The 20,657-nt window shown below is 59.6% G+C and carries 15 protein-coding genes; 3 read left to right on the top strand and 12 right to left on the bottom strand.

The features are described from left to right. Positions 1-140 precede the first annotated feature (140 nt). Entirely contained in the window at positions 141-761 is a 621-nt protein-coding gene (locus JMN36_RS09930) for an Rv3235 family protein (RefSeq protein ID WP_221924352.1), read from the top strand. Here JMN36_RS09930 and secA read toward each other — a convergent pair whose 3' ends face one another. The 6 genes from secA to mtrA all read right to left on the bottom strand — a co-directional run bounded on the left by secA (position 762) and on the right by mtrA (position 10,486). Beyond that, the gene (gene secA, locus JMN36_RS09925; protein ID WP_204581340.1) at positions 762-3,497 is read right to left on the bottom strand and encodes a preprotein translocase subunit SecA; all 2,736 of its coding nucleotides are present in this window, start codon (positions 3,495-3,497) and stop codon (positions 762-764) included. Between the two features lie 242 nt (positions 3,498-3,739). Further along, on the bottom strand, positions 3,740-4,435 hold the full coding sequence (gene hpf, locus JMN36_RS09920) for a ribosome hibernation-promoting factor, HPF/YfiA family (RefSeq protein ID WP_012732117.1): 696 nt from the start codon (positions 4,433-4,435) through the stop codon (positions 3,740-3,742). A gap of 243 nt (positions 4,436-4,678) precedes the next feature. Next, on the bottom strand, positions 4,679-5,419 hold the full coding sequence (locus JMN36_RS09915; RefSeq protein WP_204087369.1) for a ComF family protein: 741 nt from the start codon (positions 5,417-5,419) through the stop codon (positions 4,679-4,681). 57 nt (positions 5,420-5,476) lie between these two features. Beyond that, on the bottom strand, positions 5,477-7,375 hold the full coding sequence (lpqB, locus tag JMN36_RS09910; RefSeq protein WP_204087370.1) for an MtrAB system accessory lipoprotein LpqB: 1,899 nt from the start codon (positions 7,373-7,375) through the stop codon (positions 5,477-5,479). Beyond that, positions 7,372-9,819, bottom strand: a complete 2,448-nt coding sequence (mtrB, locus tag JMN36_RS09905; protein ID WP_301731861.1) for an MtrAB system histidine kinase MtrB — start codon at positions 9,817-9,819, stop codon at positions 7,372-7,374. Before mtrB ends, lpqB begins: the two co-directional genes overlap by 4 nt. Beyond that, positions 9,812-10,486 (bottom strand): MtrAB system response regulator MtrA, encoded by a 675-nt coding sequence (mtrA, locus tag JMN36_RS09900; RefSeq protein ID WP_204087372.1) that lies wholly within the window; start codon positions 10,484-10,486, stop codon positions 9,812-9,814. Before mtrA ends, mtrB begins: the two co-directional genes overlap by 8 nt. Positions 10,487-10,583: 97 nt before the next feature. Here mtrA and JMN36_RS09895 point away from each other — a divergent pair, with 97 nt between their 5' ends. Beyond that, on the top strand, positions 10,584-12,746 hold the full coding sequence (locus JMN36_RS09895; RefSeq protein WP_236881857.1) for a 6-carboxyhexanoate--CoA ligase: 2,163 nt from the start codon (positions 10,584-10,586) through the stop codon (positions 12,744-12,746). A gap of 23 nt (positions 12,747-12,769) precedes the next feature. Here the strand turns inward: JMN36_RS09895 and JMN36_RS09890 are convergent, their stop codons facing one another. From JMN36_RS09890 to JMN36_RS09880, 3 genes are all read right to left on the bottom strand, one after another. After that, positions 12,770-13,429 (bottom strand): dTMP kinase, encoded by a 660-nt coding sequence (locus JMN36_RS09890; RefSeq protein ID WP_204087373.1) that lies wholly within the window; start codon positions 13,427-13,429, stop codon positions 12,770-12,772. A 75-nt stretch (positions 13,430-13,504) separates the two neighbouring features. Next, positions 13,505-14,338: a 5'-methylthioadenosine/S-adenosylhomocysteine nucleosidase gene (mtnN, locus tag JMN36_RS09885; RefSeq protein ID WP_012732124.1), complete on the bottom strand. Its 834-nt coding sequence runs from the start codon at positions 14,336-14,338 to the stop codon at positions 13,505-13,507. Continuing rightward, positions 14,335-14,802, bottom strand: a complete 468-nt coding sequence (locus tag JMN36_RS09880; protein WP_012732125.1) for an S-ribosylhomocysteine lyase — start codon at positions 14,800-14,802, stop codon at positions 14,335-14,337. Before JMN36_RS09880 ends, mtnN begins: the two co-directional genes overlap by 4 nt. 325 nt (positions 14,803-15,127) lie before the next feature. Between JMN36_RS09880 and JMN36_RS09875 the strand changes: the two genes are divergently transcribed. Next, positions 15,128-16,501: a hypothetical protein gene (locus tag JMN36_RS09875; protein ID WP_221924350.1), complete on the top strand. Its 1,374-nt coding sequence runs from the start codon at positions 15,128-15,130 to the stop codon at positions 16,499-16,501. A gap of 66 nt (positions 16,502-16,567) precedes the next feature. Here JMN36_RS09875 and manA read toward each other — a convergent pair whose 3' ends face one another. The 3 genes from manA to JMN36_RS09860 form a co-directional block, all read right to left on the bottom strand. Next, on the bottom strand, positions 16,568-17,908 hold the full coding sequence (manA, locus tag JMN36_RS09870) for a mannose-6-phosphate isomerase, class I (protein WP_221924349.1): 1,341 nt from the start codon (positions 17,906-17,908) through the stop codon (positions 16,568-16,570). Between the two features lie 99 nt (positions 17,909-18,007). Continuing rightward, positions 18,008-19,237, bottom strand: a complete 1,230-nt coding sequence (locus JMN36_RS09865) for a hypothetical protein (RefSeq protein ID WP_204087376.1) — start codon at positions 19,235-19,237, stop codon at positions 18,008-18,010. 11 nt (positions 19,238-19,248) lie between these two features. Continuing rightward, the gene (locus JMN36_RS09860) at positions 19,249-20,628 is read right to left on the bottom strand and encodes a phosphomannomutase/phosphoglucomutase (RefSeq protein ID WP_012732130.1); all 1,380 of its coding nucleotides are present in this window, start codon (positions 20,626-20,628) and stop codon (positions 19,249-19,251) included. Positions 20,629-20,657: the final 29 nt, after the last annotated feature.

The following is a 20,657-nucleotide window of genomic DNA, read 5'->3' as shown; positions in this document are numbered from 1 at the left end:
TGTCTCAGTGTGGGCGTGGCATATATAGCTGTGGCAGCGATGATCTGGCCTGGCGATGTGGCCGGGCACGGCTTATACGGTGCCGGAGGGAACCATGTGCGCATTTTTACGTCAAACCAGCTATGAGCACCGCAACCACCATGAACTCAGCAACGGAAGAAGCGATAGCAACCCGATCAAATGTCATAGTCCCTTCTCCCGCCCGACGTTTCACTGAACCGGACTGGCTAAAACCCATCCCCGGATTCACCTTGTTGCATCAGGTCACTAGTCACACGACTCTGGACAACGGCGACCACACCAGCGGGTACGCGGACACCACCGAATTCAGTAAAAATCCCCCGACACAACCTGCTCTACTCAGCCCGACGCCATCCGAAAAAGATTACTCATCGATTCCGATGGCACCCCCCACGGCCGTCATCCGAAGACTCGTCACCATCGCGCTAGAGACCGCGAGCGGCCACCGGCCACCATCCAAATTATCCCCCGACGATTTCGCCCCCGTTGTTCGGCAATCGCTCACGACGCTGTCCCGACTGAGCAGTAACCCCCACGCACCCATCGTGGCTGGGCGGCTCATCATGGTTCACTGCTCGACGAATGAGGCCGAAGGAGAACGCCCCCGCTTCGTTGAATTCTGCGGAACGTGGCAAGCACGACTCCCCCGGTCACACCAGCCAGGACGGGTGCGAATACTGGCTGGCAAAGCGGCGAAAACCCGGACGTCCTACCGAATAACGACGCTCCGGTTCATGTGACTACCGAGCGTGGCGTCCGCTCTTGCGCTGGGCCCGAGCAGCCGCGCGACGCTCACGGCGGTTCTTCGGCTGAGCCTCCGCATCGCCCTCGTTCACTGCCGACGCTGAACCGGTCTCATCCGGCCCAGAGTAGCTCATCTGCACTTCCTGGCGCTCACCCGCGAAGTCCGTCGCATCGACTTCACCGTCCCCATTAACGTCGGCATTTTGCTGCATCTTGTTGGCTTCGATCTGCTGGCGAACCATGAACAGCTGCCGGACGGCCTCTTCCTTAATGCCGTCCTCCATCTTGCGGAACATGTCGCCACCCTCGCGCTGGTACTCCACGAGGGGATCGCGCTGAGCCATCGCGCGCAAGCCAATACCTTCTTTGAGGTAATCCATCTCGTAGAGGTGTTCGCGCCACTTCTGGTCCACGACGTTCAACAGGGTGTAGCGCTCCAGGTTACGCATCTGCTCGTCGCCACCGATGGCCTCAACGACCTTCTCAAGGTCCTCGTACTGGGCCAACGCGTCATCAATTAATGCCCGACGCAGATCCTCGACAGGAAGCTCCCCGGCCGGACCGTATTCCGACGAATCGATGAGGGACTGCCAGCTCATCGTCGGCCCATAGAGGCTCTCCAGGGCGTTCCACAATGCACCCAGGTCCCAATCCTCGACGTACCCGTCGGCGGTCTCCGCATAGACGTACGCGGAAATGGTGTCGTCGATCATGGCGCGAACTTGGTCGCGCAAGTCTAGGCCCTCGAGAATCTGACGACGCTCTGCATAGATGACTTTACGCTGGGAGTTCATGACTTCGTCGTACTTCAAGACGTTCTTGCGCATCTCGAAGTTCTGACTTTCGACCTGCGTCTGCGCACTCTTGATGGCGTTGGTCACCATCTTCGCCTCAATCGGGACATCGTCCGGCACGTTGAGGCGGTTCATCATGGCTTCCATCGACGGCCCGACGAAGCGCGTCATCAGTTCGTCGCGCATCGACAGGTAGAACCGCGTTTCACCAGGGTCACCCTGACGTGCACAACGACCACGCAACTGGTTATCAATACGCCGGGACTCGTGACGCTCCGTGCCTAGCACGTAGAGGCCACCGGCTTCGCAGACCTCTTTCGCTTCCTTCTTCGAGGCGTCACGCACACGCGCGATCTCCTCATCCCATGCCTGCTCGTACTCTTCGGGGGTCTCCACCGGATCGAGCCCACGCTGACGCAGGTTAATATCCGCGATAATGTCCGGGTTACCACCGAGCACGATGTCCGTACCACGGCCAGCCATGTTCGTAGCGACGGTGACCGCGCCCAAGCGACCGGCCTGCGCCACAACTTGCGCTTCTTCCTCGTGGTGCTTCGCGTTCAGCACGCTGTGCCGCACACCCTTCGACTGCAGCAGATGCGACAAGTACTCGGAGCGCTCAACCGACGTCGTACCGACCAGCACCGGCTGGCCCTTCTGCACGCGCTCTTCGATGTCGTCGGCCACAGCGCGGAACTTCGCTTCCTGCGTCTTGTACACCAGGTCGCTCTTGTCGATACGCTGGTTCGGCCGGTTGGTCGGAATCTGGTTCACGTCGAGCTTGTAGATCTGGTGCAGCTCAGACGCCTCCGTCTCCGCGGTACCGGTCATGCCGGCCAGTTTGTCGTACAAGCGGAAGTAATTCTGCAGCGTAATCGTCGCCAAGGTCTGGTTTTCCGCCTGGATCTCTACGCCTTCTTTGGCCTCGATGGCCTGGTGCATGCCCTCGTTGTAGCGGCGACCTGACAACACACGGCCGGTGAACTCGTCGACAATAAGGACCTCGCCATTGCGGACAATGTAGTCCTTATCGCGAACAAAAAGCTCCTTCGCCTTAATTGCGTTGTTCAAATACCCAACTAATTGCGAATTCTGTGGTGCGTACAAGTTATCGATGCCCAGCTGATCCTCGACCAACTCGACACCTTCCTCACGAATGCCGACGGTCCGCTTACGCTCGTCCACTTCGTAGTGAATATCGCGACTCATCCGGGGCACAATCCGTGCGAAAGCCGTGTACCACTCCGACGTTCCCTCTGCGGGACCGGAAATAATCAGCGGGGTACGTGCTTCGTCGATAAGAATGGAGTCAACCTCATCGACAATGGCGTAATGGTGACCACGCTGCACTAGCTCATCCAAGGAGTGGGCCATATTGTCACGCAGGTAGTCGAAGCCGAACTCGTTGTTCGTGCCATAGGTAATGTCCGCATTGTAGGCCTGGCGGCGTTCCTCCGGGGTCATGCCGGAAAGAATGACATCAACTTTAAGACCTAAGAAACGGTGAACACGGCCCATCCACTCCGAGTCACGTTTGGCCAAATAGTCATTCACCGTCACGACGTGCGCGCCTTTACCCTCCAGGGCATTGAGGTATGCGGGAAGCACGCAGGTCAAGGTCTTACCTTCACCGGTTTTCATCTCGGCAACGGAACCGAAGTGTAAGGAGGCAGCGCCCATCACTTGCACGGGGAAGTGCTTTTGTCCCAAAACTCGCCATGACGCTTCACGAGCGGTGGCGAAGGCCTCCAAGAGCAGGTCGTTGACCGTTTCGCCATCCTTCAGGCGCTGTTTGAATTCATCGGTCTTCGCGGCCAATTCCGCGTCACTCAACGCTGCATAATCATCTTCAAGGGCGATGACGCGGTCTGAGATGTTTTTCAGCCTTTTGACGGCGCGTCCTTCGCCAACACGGAGGATCGAGGAGAGTCCAAGCACAGGGAATGGTCCTTTAACAACTGTCGATTAACGGATGGATAATGCTACCAGCGAGTGTATGCCCCACCAGGCGAGCATAGATAACACGGGCAGTCTACTCGGTTGGCAGTATACGGTGTTGACCACTAGCGGGTGAACCACGCCAATTTCTCTGGCGACTTATCCCGACGTATCGGCCACCTTAACTGTGGCCAGACATGAGAAAACCGGCCCCACGTGGGAGCCGGATTCGTCAACAGGCGTTACTTGTCTGCGCCGGCAGATTCTGCCGCAGCCTCTTCCTCAGAGCCGAGGGTAATCAGACCGTAGTCAAAAGCGTGACGACGGTACACAACCGACGGCTTGTTGTTTTCCTTATTCACGAACAGGAAGAAGTCGTGCCCAACCAATTCCATCTCGCTGAGTGCTTCGTCGACACTAATCGGTGTCGACGGGTGAGTCTTGCGACGAACAATCTTGCCCGGCTCGAAGTCCGCTGCGTAGGGATCAACGTCGTACTTGCCAGGCTGCTCTGTCTTCTGCTCATCCTTGGCGTCTTGCACCAGTTGGGCCGTCGCCTCGCCCACGGAGATCGGTGTGCGGTGGCCGGAACGGCTAATCTGCCGGCGCACTTTCACCTTCCGGAGGCTACGTTCCATGCGGCCAATTGCGCTTTCCAATGCCGCATAGAAGCTATCTTCCTTTGCTTCCGCCCGAGCGATATGACCTTTGCCAGACGCCGTGATCTGAATGCGATCAGCACGGTCAGCGCGGCGCGGGTTAGGTTCATGCAGCAGCTCGACGTGGAAGGAGGTCAACGTAGGATCCAGGCGTTCAATTTTGGCCAATTTCGCGTTAACCCTATCGGCGAAGTGATCGGGAATGTCAACGTTACGGCCAGTGAGGTGTACCTGGGCTTGTGGTGTGACAGCCTCATCTTTCTCAGCAGGTGTGGTCACGAGCTCTACCTCCAACACTAGGGGCGCCAGTGTCGCACGGACTGAATCGCAATAGCCTTATAGGGCTTCTATCCAGCTCTTTTCCTGCGGCACTGTGTATGGCGCCGGTTCCACGGCAACCCAATGGTTGCCTTCAAGGACACTTTCAAGACTACCTGGACGAGCTCAGGTTCGGGGGTGGGGGTACCCACAATCACGGCCTTGGGGAGCACTAAACGGACATTATCAAGGGGGTTTAGTGGGCTACGCGCTACACAACGCTACCCCCGTCACCGGATGCCACCCGTGCGCGCGAAGGACGAGGACCGATTCCGCGCATGTCGATCCGGTTGTGACCACATCATCGACGAGGATCACCTGTGGAGAGTGAGCGCCGGTCTGCCCCATGTTTGCCCGCGTATTCCTGGTGTACCGGTCCCACTCGCGCTTATCGACGGCGACTGCGCCGGAAAGGTTTTCCCTCCGCGCGGCGGCGGAGAGCCCTACTTGGTCTCGCTTAGTTCCTCTGCTTCGCAACACAGGGGCGACGGTGATATCGCCGCATATTCCCTGGGCTGTGTCCTGGCACCATCGCGTCACGAGGTCGCCTCCGCGTTGGCGCGACGCACGACGGGTCGTCGGTGCAGGAACAAGCACCCACGGCACCACGTGAGGATCGGGCAGGTACCCGTTAGCCCACAGCCACCGGAATGTGCCCACCATCAGCGCACCACACACGTCACGGGCATCGCGTCGGCCGCGTTCCTTCGCGCCCAAGAGCACCTGGCGGTGCACGCCTCCGTACGACCCGCTCACCACGATGGGGATACCGGGGTCCAGGCGTGGCGTCGTGAAGAAGGGAGGATCCTGCTGGCACAGGCGCTCGCACCGAATGCACAGCCCCGACGGTTCTCCCGGCACCGTGGGGTGCCCGCATCCCGGACAATCCGCGGGAAGGAGGAGGTCCATTGTTGCGCGAGCGGCCGAGCCAATCGTCCACCGCACTGGCATCATCCCCCCGTCGCATAGTGCCTGCGTTGTGCCGCGTTGTACCCGATCGCCTTACCTAGAGACGATCGGCTGCGCGCGAATGCCTTGCAGTCCCGGCACTTCACGCCAGTTCTGCGTCGCCGTATCCGACGAATTGTTCCGTTCCAGTTGCAGCACCGACCGCGAATCGGTGATGTAGAGCTCGTTGCGCGTGGACGCCACGGCCGACACCGGGGCCTGCACGTTATTCGAGGTCAACCTGGTTGCATCGGAGCCGTCGGGTTGAACACTCCATATCGGCGCGTCCTGCGACTGCGTGCCAATTAAGAGCGAACCATCTGGTTGCCAATCTAAGCTCGTCGCGGTGTCGCCCACAAAAACCTCACCCAGCTCGCGAGGAGACATGATGCGGCTCTTACCGCCCTCACCCGGCGCGATGATCGCCGTGAACACGCGGCCGCCGATGATCATGGCCGCCCGAACGCCGTCGTTGGCCACGCGGAATTCACTGATTTTGTGGTCGTTATTCTCGTCGTCGCCGTCGTCGTCGCTGCGGAGTTGGGCTCGGAGAGCGTCGTTATCGACGATGTATTCATTCTTGACGCTCCCGGACCCGGATTTGCTGTCCGTCCCGGTTTGGTATTCGACGCGGTGGATTTCTTTGCCATCGGCGACGGTCCAGGCCACTGTGCCGTCTTCTGACCACGACGGTCGGGTGAGCGTTCGACCGCGCACAATGGGTTGCGCCGCCCCATCGGCTTCCTCCAGGCTATTCCGGGTGTCGGCGTCGGTATCCATCACGTGCCCGATGCGCAAAACACTACTGCCGCTGCCTGACTGGCCACGTCCTTCGTCATCATCCGCGGTGTTGTCGCGTTCCACGACTGCTGCTAGACCACCATTCGGCGTAATTCCGGCAGAGAGGATCTTGCCGTCACGCCCGAATGGGCCACGATCACCAGTGGCGCCCGAAGCCGAGATCGTCTCGAGACTTCCGTCCGCAATGGCGTGAAGGGTGTTCATCTCCGGCGGTTCGGGGTTGAGGTCTGAAACGTCGGACGCGCTCAGCGACTTGTGCGCCTGGTCGAGCAGGGGCGCTCCGTCCGCCATGAGGGTGAACGGTCCGCGCACATCGGCGTGAATGAGCGTCCACACTACTTGCCCGGCGATCTTTTGGCGATCGTCGCTACTGACTTGCGACAGCCCCTTGATATCGACGGTAGACCCGCCGACTTTGTCGCTCTTCGCGGTGATCGACGTTCCCGTAGGTAGAGCGGTGCCAATGCCGGGCGCAAGTTCCTGGCGTGGCCCACTGGCAAGGAGTGACATGAGGCTCGACTCAATCGTGTCCTGCTGGGAATAGATCCACCGTCGGTCGGATACCAAGTATCGCCCGGTGTGGTCCAAGAAGTACACCGAGTAGGCCCGATAGGTCTGTTCGAAGTCGACGCTCTGCAGGATGATGCCCTCAGGTACCGACGAGATCCTCCATTCCCCGTTCACCTTCTTTAGTTTGAATTGTGAACGGTAGGAGCCGCTCCGTGGGGTGAACGTTCCCCCATCGCCCAGGACGCCAATTGTGGAGCCCGACACATCGAATGTCGCTTCATCATCCAACGGTTGACCCGACGAATTAATGTTGAGCTGCTGGACGATGAACGCGTCATTGCCGTCTTTCCATGCATCTGACGACTTGCTGGTCAGGAACGCGCGAGCAGCCTTGTGACTGTGCGAAGGGTGAGCTGAGGCGGAGAAAAAGCCGCGGAGCACTTCGTCGGGGGCGTCGCCCTTTTGGGGCCCGGGAACAGTTGTCCCCGACTCCCCCGGCGCGTAGGAATGGATAGCTTTCGGATCACTATGGCTGGGCAAGGTGGCACACCCTGACAATGACGAGGCTACCCCGAGGCAGAGTGCAGTGCTGACGGCGACCACACGGCCGCGTCGCGACGAGGGCCACGGTTTGTTCATCATTGGTCCTCCTCAGCATCGGTGTGAGCGATTTCGGTATGGGGGTCAGCATTGCCGGGCGTATCAACGGGCAGCGATCCAGATGGTTCGGGATCGAAGTCGTCCATTTCGGCGGCCGCGCGGAGTTCTTCTTCGCTGATTTCCTCTAACTCCGTACCGTAATAATCATCCTCAGCAGGATAATCATTCCCACGGCCGTCGGCACCTGCACTATCGACGGCTTTCTCGCTGGTGGCAGCACTATTTTCGACGTCATGACCGGTGGCTGAGTCGGCAGCGGATCCGGAGTGTACCGTCGGCCACTCTTCACTCGGGGCGATTTCGCCTGAGGTTACTTCATCGGGGGTTGCCGGCGGTTGCGCCGATTCGGCTGATAGTGCGCTCTCAGTTGCCGACGCGCCGACTTCACTCGACTGATCTACATCCGAGCTTTCTGCTTGAGCGTTCTGTGTGGATCCGCTCAAAGAAGGTTCCGCCGACGGGCCAAATAACGCCTGTTGGCCATCCGATGACACTCCGCGTTCATCGGCCACACCAGAGTCGCCCGTACCAGAACCAAACGCGCTAGCATCACTCAACTTGCCACCAACGTAAGCATCGCCGCCAGCATGAACATCATCACCAGCTGGAACGTCACCGGCACTAACCTCGTCGCCGTCGGTTGGTTCAGTGACAGCGTGGTCCACAGCGCCATACGTCTTCACAACCAGCTCCGGATAGGACGTTAATGCTGCGTCGGCCTTCTCCCCCACCGCGAGGTCCAAGGCAGCGTCATTCGCCGTCACGGGGACGTCGGGATCGATCGGAAGTGTCAGTCGGAAACAAGAGCCGACCTTAATCTCACCGATCGCGTCGAGCTTGCCGCCATGCAACGCAGCGTTCTCGCGGGCAATGGCCAGGCCCAGCCCAGTGCCCCCACGGTGGCGCACACGGGAGGGATCAGCGCGCCAAAAGCGGTTGAACACAAGGTCTTCTTCACCCGCTTTCAGCCCGACACCGTGGTCCGACACGATGATCGACACCGCCCGATCATTGCGTCGAACAGCGATATCGACGGGCTTGCCTTCAGCATGGTCCAGCGCGTTCTCAATGAGGTTGCGGAAAATGCGTTGGACCCGTCGAGTATCAATGGGCATAAACAGCGGCTCGCTGGGCACATGGAAACGCACAAGCACGTTGAGTTTCTTCGCCAATTGGACGTTCAACAGCCACGCATCATGCAACGCACCCAGCAAATCGACCTGCTCAAGCGACAACTCCTCAACGCCGGAATCGTGGCGGGAAATATCCAAAAGGTCACTGAGTAGCCCCTCGAAACGCCCCAATTCTTTATTCATCAACGACGACGCACGACGCATCACGGGGTCAAGGTTGTCGGCGTTGTCTTCGATGATGTCCGCCGCCATCCGAACCGTCGTCAAGGGTGATCTCAGCTCGTGAGACACATCCGACGTGAACTGTTTTTGCAGGTCACCATACTCTTCGAGCTGCTTAATCTGCTTCGATAACGAGTCTGCCATGGAGTTAAAACTCGTGGCCAGGCGCGCCATCTCGTCGCGACCATTCACCGCCATGCGCTCACTCAAGTGCCCTTGAGAAAACCTTTCAGCCGTGCGGCTGGCCGTGCGCACAGGGGTCGTGACCTGCTGCGCGAAGGTCCAGACGATGCCGACCAGCACAACAAGAAGAATGATCCCACCACTGGATATCAGCCCGCGCATCAGCGCCAAGGTGGATTCGTCGTTATCCATCGGCAAGATCAGATACAGCTCCAGGCCCTGCACATCAGAGGACACAGGCGAACCAATGATAAGGGCTTTATACCGACTGCCATCGGAGTGTCGCAGCGTATCGAACTGATACGCCACTTGATTGTCGTGAATAAAATTCCTGAGGCTTTTTGGGATCTGAGCGTTGTCAGGCGAAACGACGTCCTCACCATTGATATCGGGTGCGATCAGCACCGGCTCATAAGCCGAGTTGACCGGGCCTGATGACGAATCCGACGCGTCGGATCCACCACCGCGCTCGGTCAGGGCAGTCCTGGCCGCGTTGATACGAACCTGAATCGAGTTCGAGGTGTCCGACGCGTCGATCTGCTGCTCGACAGCACGCCGGGCCCTATCGATGCCATCTTGAGCGGCCTCCACTTTGGCTTGGGTAAGCCGAGTCGTCATAAAAGAAATAAGCGTGAAACCCAGGACGAATAGAACGATGGCTGACGCAATAAACATCCGCCCCACGGTTTTCACTTGGGCGGATGTCTGCCACTTGTCTACTATTCGGCGCCAAAAACGCCGTATGCTCAGTGGCCAGCGGCTGTGGCCATCTGAGTCGTTATCACGCAACGAAGGGCGGACAAGTGCACTAAGCCCCTCTTGATTCTTCGGATCAAAGAGGGGATGACGTAATCGTCCCGGCCGGGACTCTGGATTTCCGCTACTCACCGATCTTGTAACCCACTCCTCGGACGGCCTGGATCAGCTTCGGATTCTTGTGATCCTTCTCGACCTTGATCCGCAAGCGGTTGATATGAACATTCAACACACGGGTGTCCGTGGGCTGCTTGTATCCCCACACTTCCCGCAGCAGTTCCTCACGCGTGAGCACTTGCTTCGGCCGGCTAGCCAACTGGGTAAGCAGATCGAACTCGATAGGGGTAAGCGGAATTTCCTTCCCATCGCGCTTCACGATGTGCCCCGGAACGTCGATAACCAAATCGCCGACGTGGATGATGTCCCCCGTGGCCTGCTCACGACGCCGCAACTGCGCACGAACGCGCGCCACCAGTTCTTTCGGCTTAAACGGCTTATTGATGTAATCATCCGCGCCGGACTCCAAGCCCAAGACAACGTCGACAGTGTCGGTGCGAGCACTCAACATCACGATGGGCACCCCTGACGTCTTCCGAATAGCCCGGCACACGTCGACCCCGTTCATGCTCGGCAGCATGACGTCGAGCAAAATGAGATCAGGATCCTCGTTGGATGCGGCGGTCACGGCCTCTGCACCATCACCCACCACGACCGTATCGAACCCTTCACCTTGAAGGACGATCATGAGCATTTCCGCAATGGCCGGGTCATCGTCGACAACGAGGATTTTTGTCTTCATATTTCTATATTCTGGCATATGGCTGAGACACAGTCGCAGCAACTTATGATAGCTCCGGGTATTACCCTTCATCAGATCCTGATAAAAGGAGTGTACGGTGCGGTTTAGCATCAAAATGCGGGCGAGCGCGCGGGTCTCGTCATCTCCCAGCACCAGCGACGGTGCATCCGGTGATCACACTGAATCACGTGATCGTGCTGATCGGCATATTTCTGGCGCGGAGCGCATCGTGTCTGCGTCGGACATCATGCAGACAGTGACCGAATTAGAGCACCGAGCCTGGACGCACTCGAATGGGCAACCCGACGATGTTGTGGTCAGTGTCCACCGCGTCGATGAGGACGAAATCACACATATTCCCGCCCTCACCCGGGAGACGCGCCATACACACACTGTCGACGACGCCCACCGCACGAGCACGGAGATCCTTCGCGACGCGGGAATTCCGACCGCGGAGCACGCGCTTAAGGCGCTGACGCGTATCCGGGGGATGCGTGGCGCAATGCTCCTTGACGCCGATACCGGCGAGCGTCGGGATACGAAAGATATCCGCGGAGTTCGAGTGACGGCATTGGATAATGACATGGCGACGGGGGCCGACGCTGCCGAAGAAATGTCGTCCTCAGCGGCGACGAAGCCATATTACTGTGAGGCACTGACGCTCGCGTCGAAAGTCCAGTACCACCCCGCCGTGTGCGCGGAGCTGTGCATTTCTGACGACCCCGATTACACGACCGGATATGTGAGTACATCGGGGCGCTACGTGCGGATTGAGAACATCAAACCAATGGGCAGTCCCCAAGGCGGGCGCGTGTTCCTTGTCCGGGGAACTGACGACGAGATTGCTGACTGCATCAACTACCTGGAAAACACTGCAGTCATTGTGCACGGAATTCCGTGGCCACCACAGGACAATCACTCGGCACACCGCGATGAACCCGACGCATTCGGTGCTATTCCTGCAACCGACATCGCAACTGACCTCACGACGTTCGCCGAACAATCCCTCACCGCCTGGGAAAACAAGGGTTTGCGACGCTACCCGCTGGAGTTCTCGTCGGCACCTATGCCCCACACGACTGTGGCCGGGTCCGACACACTACTGTTCTCGTCCAGCAACTATTTGGGGCTCAGTGAACATCCCGATGTCATCGCAGCTGCAACTGAGGCTCTCAAACACTACGGTGCCGGAACTGGCGGTAGTCGTCTGACCACGGGAAACTTCACCATCCACACCAGTACGGAACGAACCCTGGCCGAGTTCACCGGGTACGACGACGCAGTGCTGTTCGGTACCGGGTATCAAGCAAACGGCGCTGTTCTGGCCACGCTGGCTACCGATATCCCCAAGACCCCCAGCACCGCCCCCGCGAACACTCCCGGAATGACCATTTTCTCCGACGAGCTCAACCACGCGAGCCTGATCGATGGCATCCGAATGGCGACCCGGGGAAACGCGGCGGTACGCATTTACCCGCACAAGGACATGGAGCACCTCGAGAACGCACTCGCCCAGTGCGCAAGCCCCCGGAAACTCATCGTGTCGGACGGCGTGTTTTCCATGAACGGCGACATTGCCCCGCTCCCCAGCATCATGCGGCTGGCACAGGCTCATGGTTCATGGGTTCTTATCGACGATGCGCATGGCACGGGAACGCTAGGTCGGACTGGTCGCGGCATCGTCGAGTACTGGAACGACGCTCGACGTCAGGATGCTGGCGCAGACAGCCCGCTCGGTGCAGGATTGCCGGATGACTCCGATTTGCGGCCGGATCTACTGGTCATCACCGCGTCCAAGGCCCTCGGATCGGAGGGTGCGGCTGTGTGCTGTTCCACCCCCGTGGCTGAGTTCTTGCGAAACCGGGCGCGCGGCTATGTGTTTTCCACGTCCTCAGCGCCAGCTTCAGTGGCGGCAACTCAAGCCGCGGTCACGACAATTCTTCGCGAGCCCGAACGCGTCCACCAACTGCAGGAAAACTCCCTCTATCTGCGCGATCAGCTGCGCGACCACGGTATCCCACTGGTCGATGGGACAAGCGACAGCACCCCCATCATCCCGATTTTTATTGGCGACGAGGCCGACGCCGTCCGCATTTCCCAAGGGCTATCCGAGCGTGGATTCCACGTCCCCGGGATTCGGTATCCCACGGTCGCTCGCGGGCAAGCGATTCTCCGCGTGACGACGATGGCAACTCACACGCGTGACGATCTTGACCATTTGGTCGACGCCCTATGCGACCTGATGCCTCACTCAGCGTGACGTTTTCATGGCGTTGAGCGCTGTCACGCATGTCGCAAGATGGCCTCGACAACCTCCGTGGCTTGCCGGGTGACTTCACCAGGCTCGACAACAACCCACGGAGACTGCCACTGATCGCGCGCTAACGCTTCATACGCTGCAGCCGTCCGCTGTTGCAGATCGCTATCCTTCTCAAACGCGTCGCGAGCGCGGGACGCATCCTCGCCCTCGCGGGCCACAGCTCGCTCAGAAGCCAAGCGCGGTGGCGTCGATAAGAAAACGTGGAGATCCGGAACCGGAATACCTAGGCGCTCGAACTCGAGCTCAGCAATCCACGACACAGTGGGATTATCCTGCGACGGCGATTGACCATCCCACCCCAACCGCGCTGCCGTATATGCAGCATTGGACGCAACAAAACGGTCGATGAGCACGAAATATCCGTCTTCCGACAGCTCCGCGATGTCATCGGCGATCTCCGCGCGATCAAGGGCGAACAGGGTGGCCATGCCGCACGCCGAATCGACGAGATCCCCCATCCCCCCATACAGCGCAGACCGGGCCAACTGCGCATGAACAGAGTCGTTATAGCGGGGAAAAGACACCAGCGCGACGGGCCTTTCCCTCTCCACCAACTCTTTTTCTATGGCCGTGACCAAGGTGTTCTTGCCCGCACCGTCGATGCCCTCACACGCAACAATCATGCACCGAGCCTACCGCGAGGCCCGGACATGATCGGCAGTGAGGGCGATGCAAGTTCCGGACGCAGAAGCGCAGCCCTACACCCGACCAAGAATGTCGAGCGCAGCAGTAGCCGCCTGCTCGGACGAATTATCAACCTCATCGAGGTGCACGGACGTCTCCGACTCCCCAATGACGTCGGTCACGGACCGCACCGAAATAAACGGCGTCTCGTGAAGAACCGCTGTCTGCGCAAGAGCTGAGGATTCCATATCGACGACGGACGCGTCCGGGAAAATCTCCCGAATCGCGGCAGCCTCGGGGATGCCGACGAAGCGATCCACGCTGACGAAACCCAGCGCTTTCGCACCGAACGCATCTGCGGCGGCCAGCAGGTCGCGGTCGCCCGGGTAGCCCGCGGTAAGACCGGGGACCTGACCGCGCTCATAGCCGAACGCTGTGAGGTCAAAGTCGCCCGGGACAACTTTCTCGCTCACCACGACGTCGCCGATCGAAGCACGACCGGGCACAACGCCCGCTGTGCCGATGGACATCACGCAACCGATCTCACCAGGTTGCGCCGGCTGGGTCGATGTGCAATCCGAATTTCCGTCACTCGTGGCTCCACCGTTACCAGTTCCGTCGCTCACAACGGATGGCCCTAAACACAGCCCAACAGTGGCGGCGTGCGCCGCGTTCACCAACCCGATACCGCTCAGAAGCAGCAGGATAGTCTTACCACCATGACGGCCGACAACGGCGTCGTGAATACCGGGAAACTGGACGCTACGTGCGTCGCCCAAACGTGCTTTGAGCGGCTCGAATTCCTCCGGCATCGCTGCAATAAGCAGGGCTACGGATGAATCAGATTCGCCATAGGTACGCCCCGGGCGTGGAACGTCGGACATGACCGATGGTTCGTCACCGCTCACGCGAAAACCTGATTCCACTCATCGCTGTGGGCATCAAAGTCCGCCAGCTCTTTCTTGGCGCCGTCGAGATCGTGATGCTCCGCCCAACCGCACGACTTAATTCCCGCGCCGGGCACGGAATCCCACTTCTCAATATCCGCAATGGCCTTCTTGACAGCGTCGGCAACTTCATCCCAGGTGGGACCGTCGGCAGTTGTGTCTACGGTCAGGTAAAAACCGGTCTGGCACCCCATCGGGCCAAAGTCGATGACTCCCTTTAAGTGGTCGCGGAGTGCCTCGGCCATGCTGTGCTCGATCGCGTGCATTGTTGACATCTCGATATGAGACTTGTTCGGCTGGCGGAACCGCAGGTCGTATTTGACGATCGTGTGGCCATCGGCGATCTCGTAATCGGATGCGCGCCGGATATAGGGCGCGGCTACCTTCGTGTGGTCTAGTTCAAAGCTTTCAACGTTCTTTGGCACAGTGTTCACTCCTAACATGGTGGGTAGATATCGAGTTGCCGTTGTGTTTCTGGACACCTTTCGAAGTGATTTTCATCACATTATAGATCATTTGGTGCCCCATTTATGGCTCTCTACCCACGCTGTAATCCAGGCTATCACTGCTTTGCCCTTACCTTCGTCGCCTGATGGGGCAATAACGTGGCCTCCCTTCGCTCCCCACATAAACCAGCACGTCCGTAGCTATTTTGTAACTCTTTTGTTATTCTCTTCGGCAGTTATTGATGCGAGTACCAATTCCCGCGGAAACAAGGGATGACGGCCGTCACTCAAGGGAGGCCACGGATTGACCAACAACAATCCAACCACGGGGAATAACTCCGAGTCCGAGCGACCAGACGACTCGGGACGCACAAATCCGTCATCGCAATCAATGCCGTCATCACGCTCTGCATCATCGGCATCATCTTCATCTGCCGACGGTTCCTCGCTGTCTGCTTCCAGTGACGCATCTCAAACGGTGTCGTCGGAACGCGTCGTATATAACGGCGCTCCGCCGTCACGCGGCCGCCTCCCCATTTACACGTTCGTCGGGACTGGCTTGGTCTTCGCATGCGCTATCGGAGTAGGCGTCTGGAAGCTCTCTTCACCCGAGACGGCCTCGTCGACTACCAAGCACCCCACTACCGTCGAGACAGAGTCGGCATCTTCAAACGACAGGGCTAACGACGTTGAAGCCGCTGGTTCACAGGGGTCGAACGGTGGTGGCTCGTCCAACTCTGGGCAGGGTAATAGGAACTCCGGGAACGCTCAGAACAATAGTTACAATCAGCTAGGTAACCAGTCCGGCAACCGGGCTAACAGCGGCGATAAGAGCAACCAAGGCTCAACCGGAAACGGCGCGGGCGGGAACAGCTCGCAGGGGAACAATTCGCAATCCAACGAGCAGCCGAACGCCAACGCTCCATGGGATGAGGATCCCATTTTGCCCCCTGGTACCAAGCGGGGTGAAACACATCTCGGTGCGCTCGGTGCCCCGCGCGACAACGGCAACACCGCGATGGGACAGCACAGTGGCACATCTGATGCCAGCGAGTCCACGGATGACTCGGATAACGCGCCGGGAATCGGGCTGTGGTTCACCAACACACCCGAAAGTCTGCAACGCGTCCTGAGCAGTAGTCAGCTGCACCAAGCTAGGGAAATTATCGACGATTCGGCCGCACAGGCACAGTCCGAAGCTGTCCCCATGCATCGAAACAAAGATGGGGTCTGGGTAGCCGACGACAAAGACCGACTACCCCACGAGACCAAAGGGACCCCCAATCCCTCGGAGCCGCACAGCGTTCATCCGTCTAAGGATGCGAAGCCCACCGACTCTGCGGATTCCCCCGGGTCATCGCAAGCGCCGACGCCATCTGCCCAGCCGTCACACGAACCCACACCGGCGGGTACCCAGAATGGCTCGAATTCTCGAGGTGGAGCTGCCGAACCGACGACGACCCACCCGAGTGCGGTACAAGCGCCATCTGGCCAGGGCAATCAGGGTGGAGTGCCGACGCAGGAGCGTACCGCGACCACCACTGGCACACCTGGGGCACCACAACAACAGTCTGCTGGCAATGCTGCCACGACGACTCGCGAGGCACCCACAGCCACCGTTCCACACACTACCGCCGGCACCGGGGCGAACAACGCCGACGACAGCTCTGGCGAGTAGCCGCGCCCACACGGCGCTTCTCGCGTCGCCACTTCTCACCGGCAGCCCGGCGAGTAGCCGCTCCGGCTAATCCGCGACCGTCGCGACGAAAACTTCAGCGAGCTCATCGCTGTTATTCATCACGAGAGTGCTCTCTGCATCGTCGGGAATCCACGCAGCCTTACTAGGCGTGAGATCCAGCGGCCCAAAACCATCACCGCGAATGTGGCCGTCTCCCTCGGCCTTTGAAGCGTCATCAACCGAGGGCTGCGAAACGTGAACGGTGCCGCGCGTACACAGGACAATCGCAGGCCCGACCAATGCCTCCGACAATGACTTCCCATCAGCGGCGACACTCGAGACCGCAACCGATTGACCCGGATTCAACTCCCAGCGTTGCAAGCGGAACTCCGGCGCCGGCGTCGGATAATAAACACCCTGCGCAGAGGACTGCGAATCGGCGGACTCACCTGAGCCCGAGGCCTCCGTCGTTAATTGATTCGGAGTAATCACGGGATCCGGCAAGGGATCGAACGAGAGCACGCGAACCAACTCCGGAACATCAATGTGCTTCGAGGTCAACCCGCCGCGCAGCACGTTGTCCGAGTTCGCCATGATCTCCACGCCCAACCCGTGGACGTACGCGTGCAGCTGGCCCGCATTGAGGTAAATCCCCTCCCCCGGTTCAAGACGAATGTGGTTGAGCAACAACGCGCACAGCACGCCCGGATCGGACGGGTAACGGTCGGCCAACTCGATCAGGTGATCGGCCACAATCGCGAACTCCGTCTTACCACTATCACGGTAGGCCCGAGCCCCCTCAACAACGGCAGCGATCAGTGTTTTGCGCTGGTCAGAGGGAAGAGTGATCCACGTCGTGACCAGGCTGCGCAACCCTTCAGAGGGAAGAATCCCGGAGATCAACACGCGGTAGCGCTCCAACTCCGGCACAGACAACGCGTCGAAAAGCTTGAGAGTCTGCTCAATCGGGCGGAAACCACACATCGCGTCGAACTGAGTGAGCGCCACGATCAGTTCGGGCTTGTGGTTGTCATCGCGATAATTTCGCTCCAGTGCATCACGCGCGATACCCAGAGTGTCCTCCCGCGCACACCCTTCTTCGGCCTGCTCTTTCGTCGGATGGGCTTGCAAACTCAATGGCTTATCCGCGGCCAGCAGCTTGAGCAAGAACGGCAAACGCCCCTCATATGCTCGGGACATGCCAGCACCCAGGGCACTGACGGAGTCCGACGCGATGAGAACATCCAGGGGTTCGCCGTCCACTGTTGCTGGGGCACCCGGGTGGGCACCAAACCACATTTCAGCCTCGGGGTGATCCGACGGCGTTGGCCGGCCAGCCATCTGCGCTATCGCTGTGCGCGACCCCCACGGATACGTACGAATTGCCCCAGTGAGCGGCTGAACCATCTAAACCTCCATTAAAAGTATCTATCGTGCAGCGTGACGTACTGGCCAAAACAATGTGCTGGCCACAAAACTCATGCGGACAAGCTACCTACACCGTCATCACTCCTGAGCGACAACATAGGCAGCAGCGGCCGCGCACCGCGCAGCCAACACACAGATGTACGCGACCGCGGAATGAAGATCCGACGCCGTCAGATCCACCACCGTCACCGGCCGCGCATCAAAATACCTCTCGAGTCTACTGAGCTCCTGCTCGGAAGGATATGCCCGCGACACCCCCGCATCAGGCTCATCATTTCTCCCCCGTACCGAATATCCCCCCAAACTCGGCACTACCACGGCAGCCAGGGGCTGGACCGCGGGAGCATCCAAGAATGGATCATAAAAAATTGACTTATCGACGTCACTACTGGCGCTGCCCGACCCAGCTGCAACATCCCCCGACGAATCGATGGCCGTATCCATCGACGTCCCCCGATGGAGATCCGAGTAGAACCGAGCTAACTCAGCTGTATCGGCGGTAGCAGCGACAATCCCATGATGAAGCAGCCGCATCGCCGCGAACGAAGCAACATGCCGGGTCACCCCATCGCCGGAAATGACCACCCGATGATCCTTCATACGCAAGCCCAGCTGACGCGCAGGATTCACGGACTCATCGCGCTCGGGACCACTAGCCTCCATCTCACGATCGACGGCATCGGCCGCATAATCCAACACACCTCGAATCGGCAGTTGGCCGACAAGACCACACCCGCCCGTCACCGTGGCCACATACCGCCCCCACGATTCTTCCGTGACACCCGGAATGTCCGGGACAACGAGGCCATACCCTTCGCCCGCCTCCGCAACAGGTCCCGACGTCGGTGCAGCCACCATAACCATCGCACCGACCTGCCGGCACCGCACCACAGCTTCCTCCGCTTCACGGTCCGCAGGATCCGGCGTCAGGACAATCACGCAATCCATGGCTCCCACGTACCGCGGCAGACGGTCCACCACCACGATGGGGACCGACGGGTCCGGGATGAGCGCGACCGCGGCACGGGCAGCGTGAACTGCGGTATCCGAACACGCCACAATCACAACGCCGCGAGCAACGTCGGGAATACTTTTCGCGAAAGAACGGAGATCCTCGGAGGAATCGTCGGTCGTGTCGTCGGCAATCCCGAAAAAGTCGGAGCGCAGACTTTCTGTGCTGGGGCCGTCGGGCGTGCTCTCGATCGTCGGGCGATCAAGGACTGACATCACGTCAGATAGTGATCGGGCGACGGCGCGGATGCGCGCGCCTTCTTGAGCTACCGTTACAAGCGTTTCGCGGGGGTACACAACGGCCTATTCTAGGCGCGAATAACCGCTAAAACGTCCGAAGTGAGGGCATCGACGGCCTCACGGGTCTTGGCCTCTGCGTTCAACCTGAGGAGCGGTTCCGTGTTCGAGGCACGCACGTTGAACCACTCGCCATCCCCGAGCTCAACAGTGAGGCCGTCGAGTTCATCCATGCTCTCGGCGCGGTCGGCGTACGCTGCACGCACGGCCTCGACGCGCTCTTGCTGAGCCTCAGCGGAATCCAAACGCGAGTTGATCTCACCGGAGGCTTCGTACCGCGAGTAGTGGTCCATCAATTCCGACAGGGGCTTGTCCTGCGAGCCCAGCGCGGCGAGCACGTGAAGGGCCGCCAACATTCCGGAGTCGGCGTTGAAGAATTCGGTGAAGTAATAGTGAGCGGAGTGCTCGCCACCGAAAATGGCGCCGGTCTCTGCCATCGTCGCCTTGATGAAGGAATGGCCGACGCGGGTGCGCACTGGTTTCCCACCGTTCTCCGTGATCATTTCGGGGACAGTGTGGGAGGTGATCAAGTTGTGGATGATGGTCGCGCCCGGCTTCTGGCTCAGGTAGCGCTCGGCGATGAGCGCGCAGATCGCGGACGGCGTGACAGGGTTGCCTTTTTCGTCGACGACGAAGCACCGATCCGCGTCGCCATCGAAGGCCAGTCCGATGTCGGCCTTCTGGTCAACCACGAATTTCTGGAGGTCCACAAGGTTCTTCGGCTCCAGAGGGTTGGCCACGTGGTTCGGGAATGTTCCGTCGAGCTCGAAATACAGAGGGCGAATATCCAGAGGAAGGCCACCCAGAACGGCGGGGACGGTGTACCCACCCATTCCGTTGCCGGCATCCACCGCGACAACGAGAGGACGCGAGGAAGTCAGGTCGACGAGGCTATTGAGGAACTTCGCGTAGCCGGGCAACACATCTTTGTCCGTCGATTCACCCCGGTCGCCGTCATACGCCGGCACACCGCGCACGAGGTCATCCTTGATCTCAGCCAAGCCGGTTTGCTCCCCCACCGGCCGAGCTCCCGCGCGACACATCTTGATGCCGTTGTACTGGGACGGGTTGTGGGAGGCCGTGAACATCGCCCCCGCGCACTTCATGCTCCCCGAGGCGTAGTACAGCTCGTCGGTGGAGCACAGATGGACTTTGACGACGTCGAGCCCCTGGTCCATGACTCCCTCGGCGAAAGCATCGGACAGCGATGGTGAGCTTTCCCGCATATCGTGCCCGACGGCGACTGTGGATTCCCCCTCCGACCGGAGCAGACGAGCAAACGCGGCGCCGACCTCTTTCACAAAAGCTTCATCGATGTGCTCCCCGACGACCCCCCGGACGTCGTAAGCCTTGATAACGGAGTCAACAAATGAGCGATCGCGCGCAGGCACGGGAATCCTTTCGTCTGAATAATGTTCGC

The organism is Corynebacterium pseudokroppenstedtii (genome assembly GCF_019754945.1).
GTDB lineage: Bacteria > Actinomycetota > Actinomycetes > Mycobacteriales > Mycobacteriaceae > Corynebacterium > Corynebacterium pseudokroppenstedtii.
The sequence above is the reverse complement of the archived record's forward strand: the minus strand, read 5'-3'. Positions and strand labels throughout refer to the sequence as shown.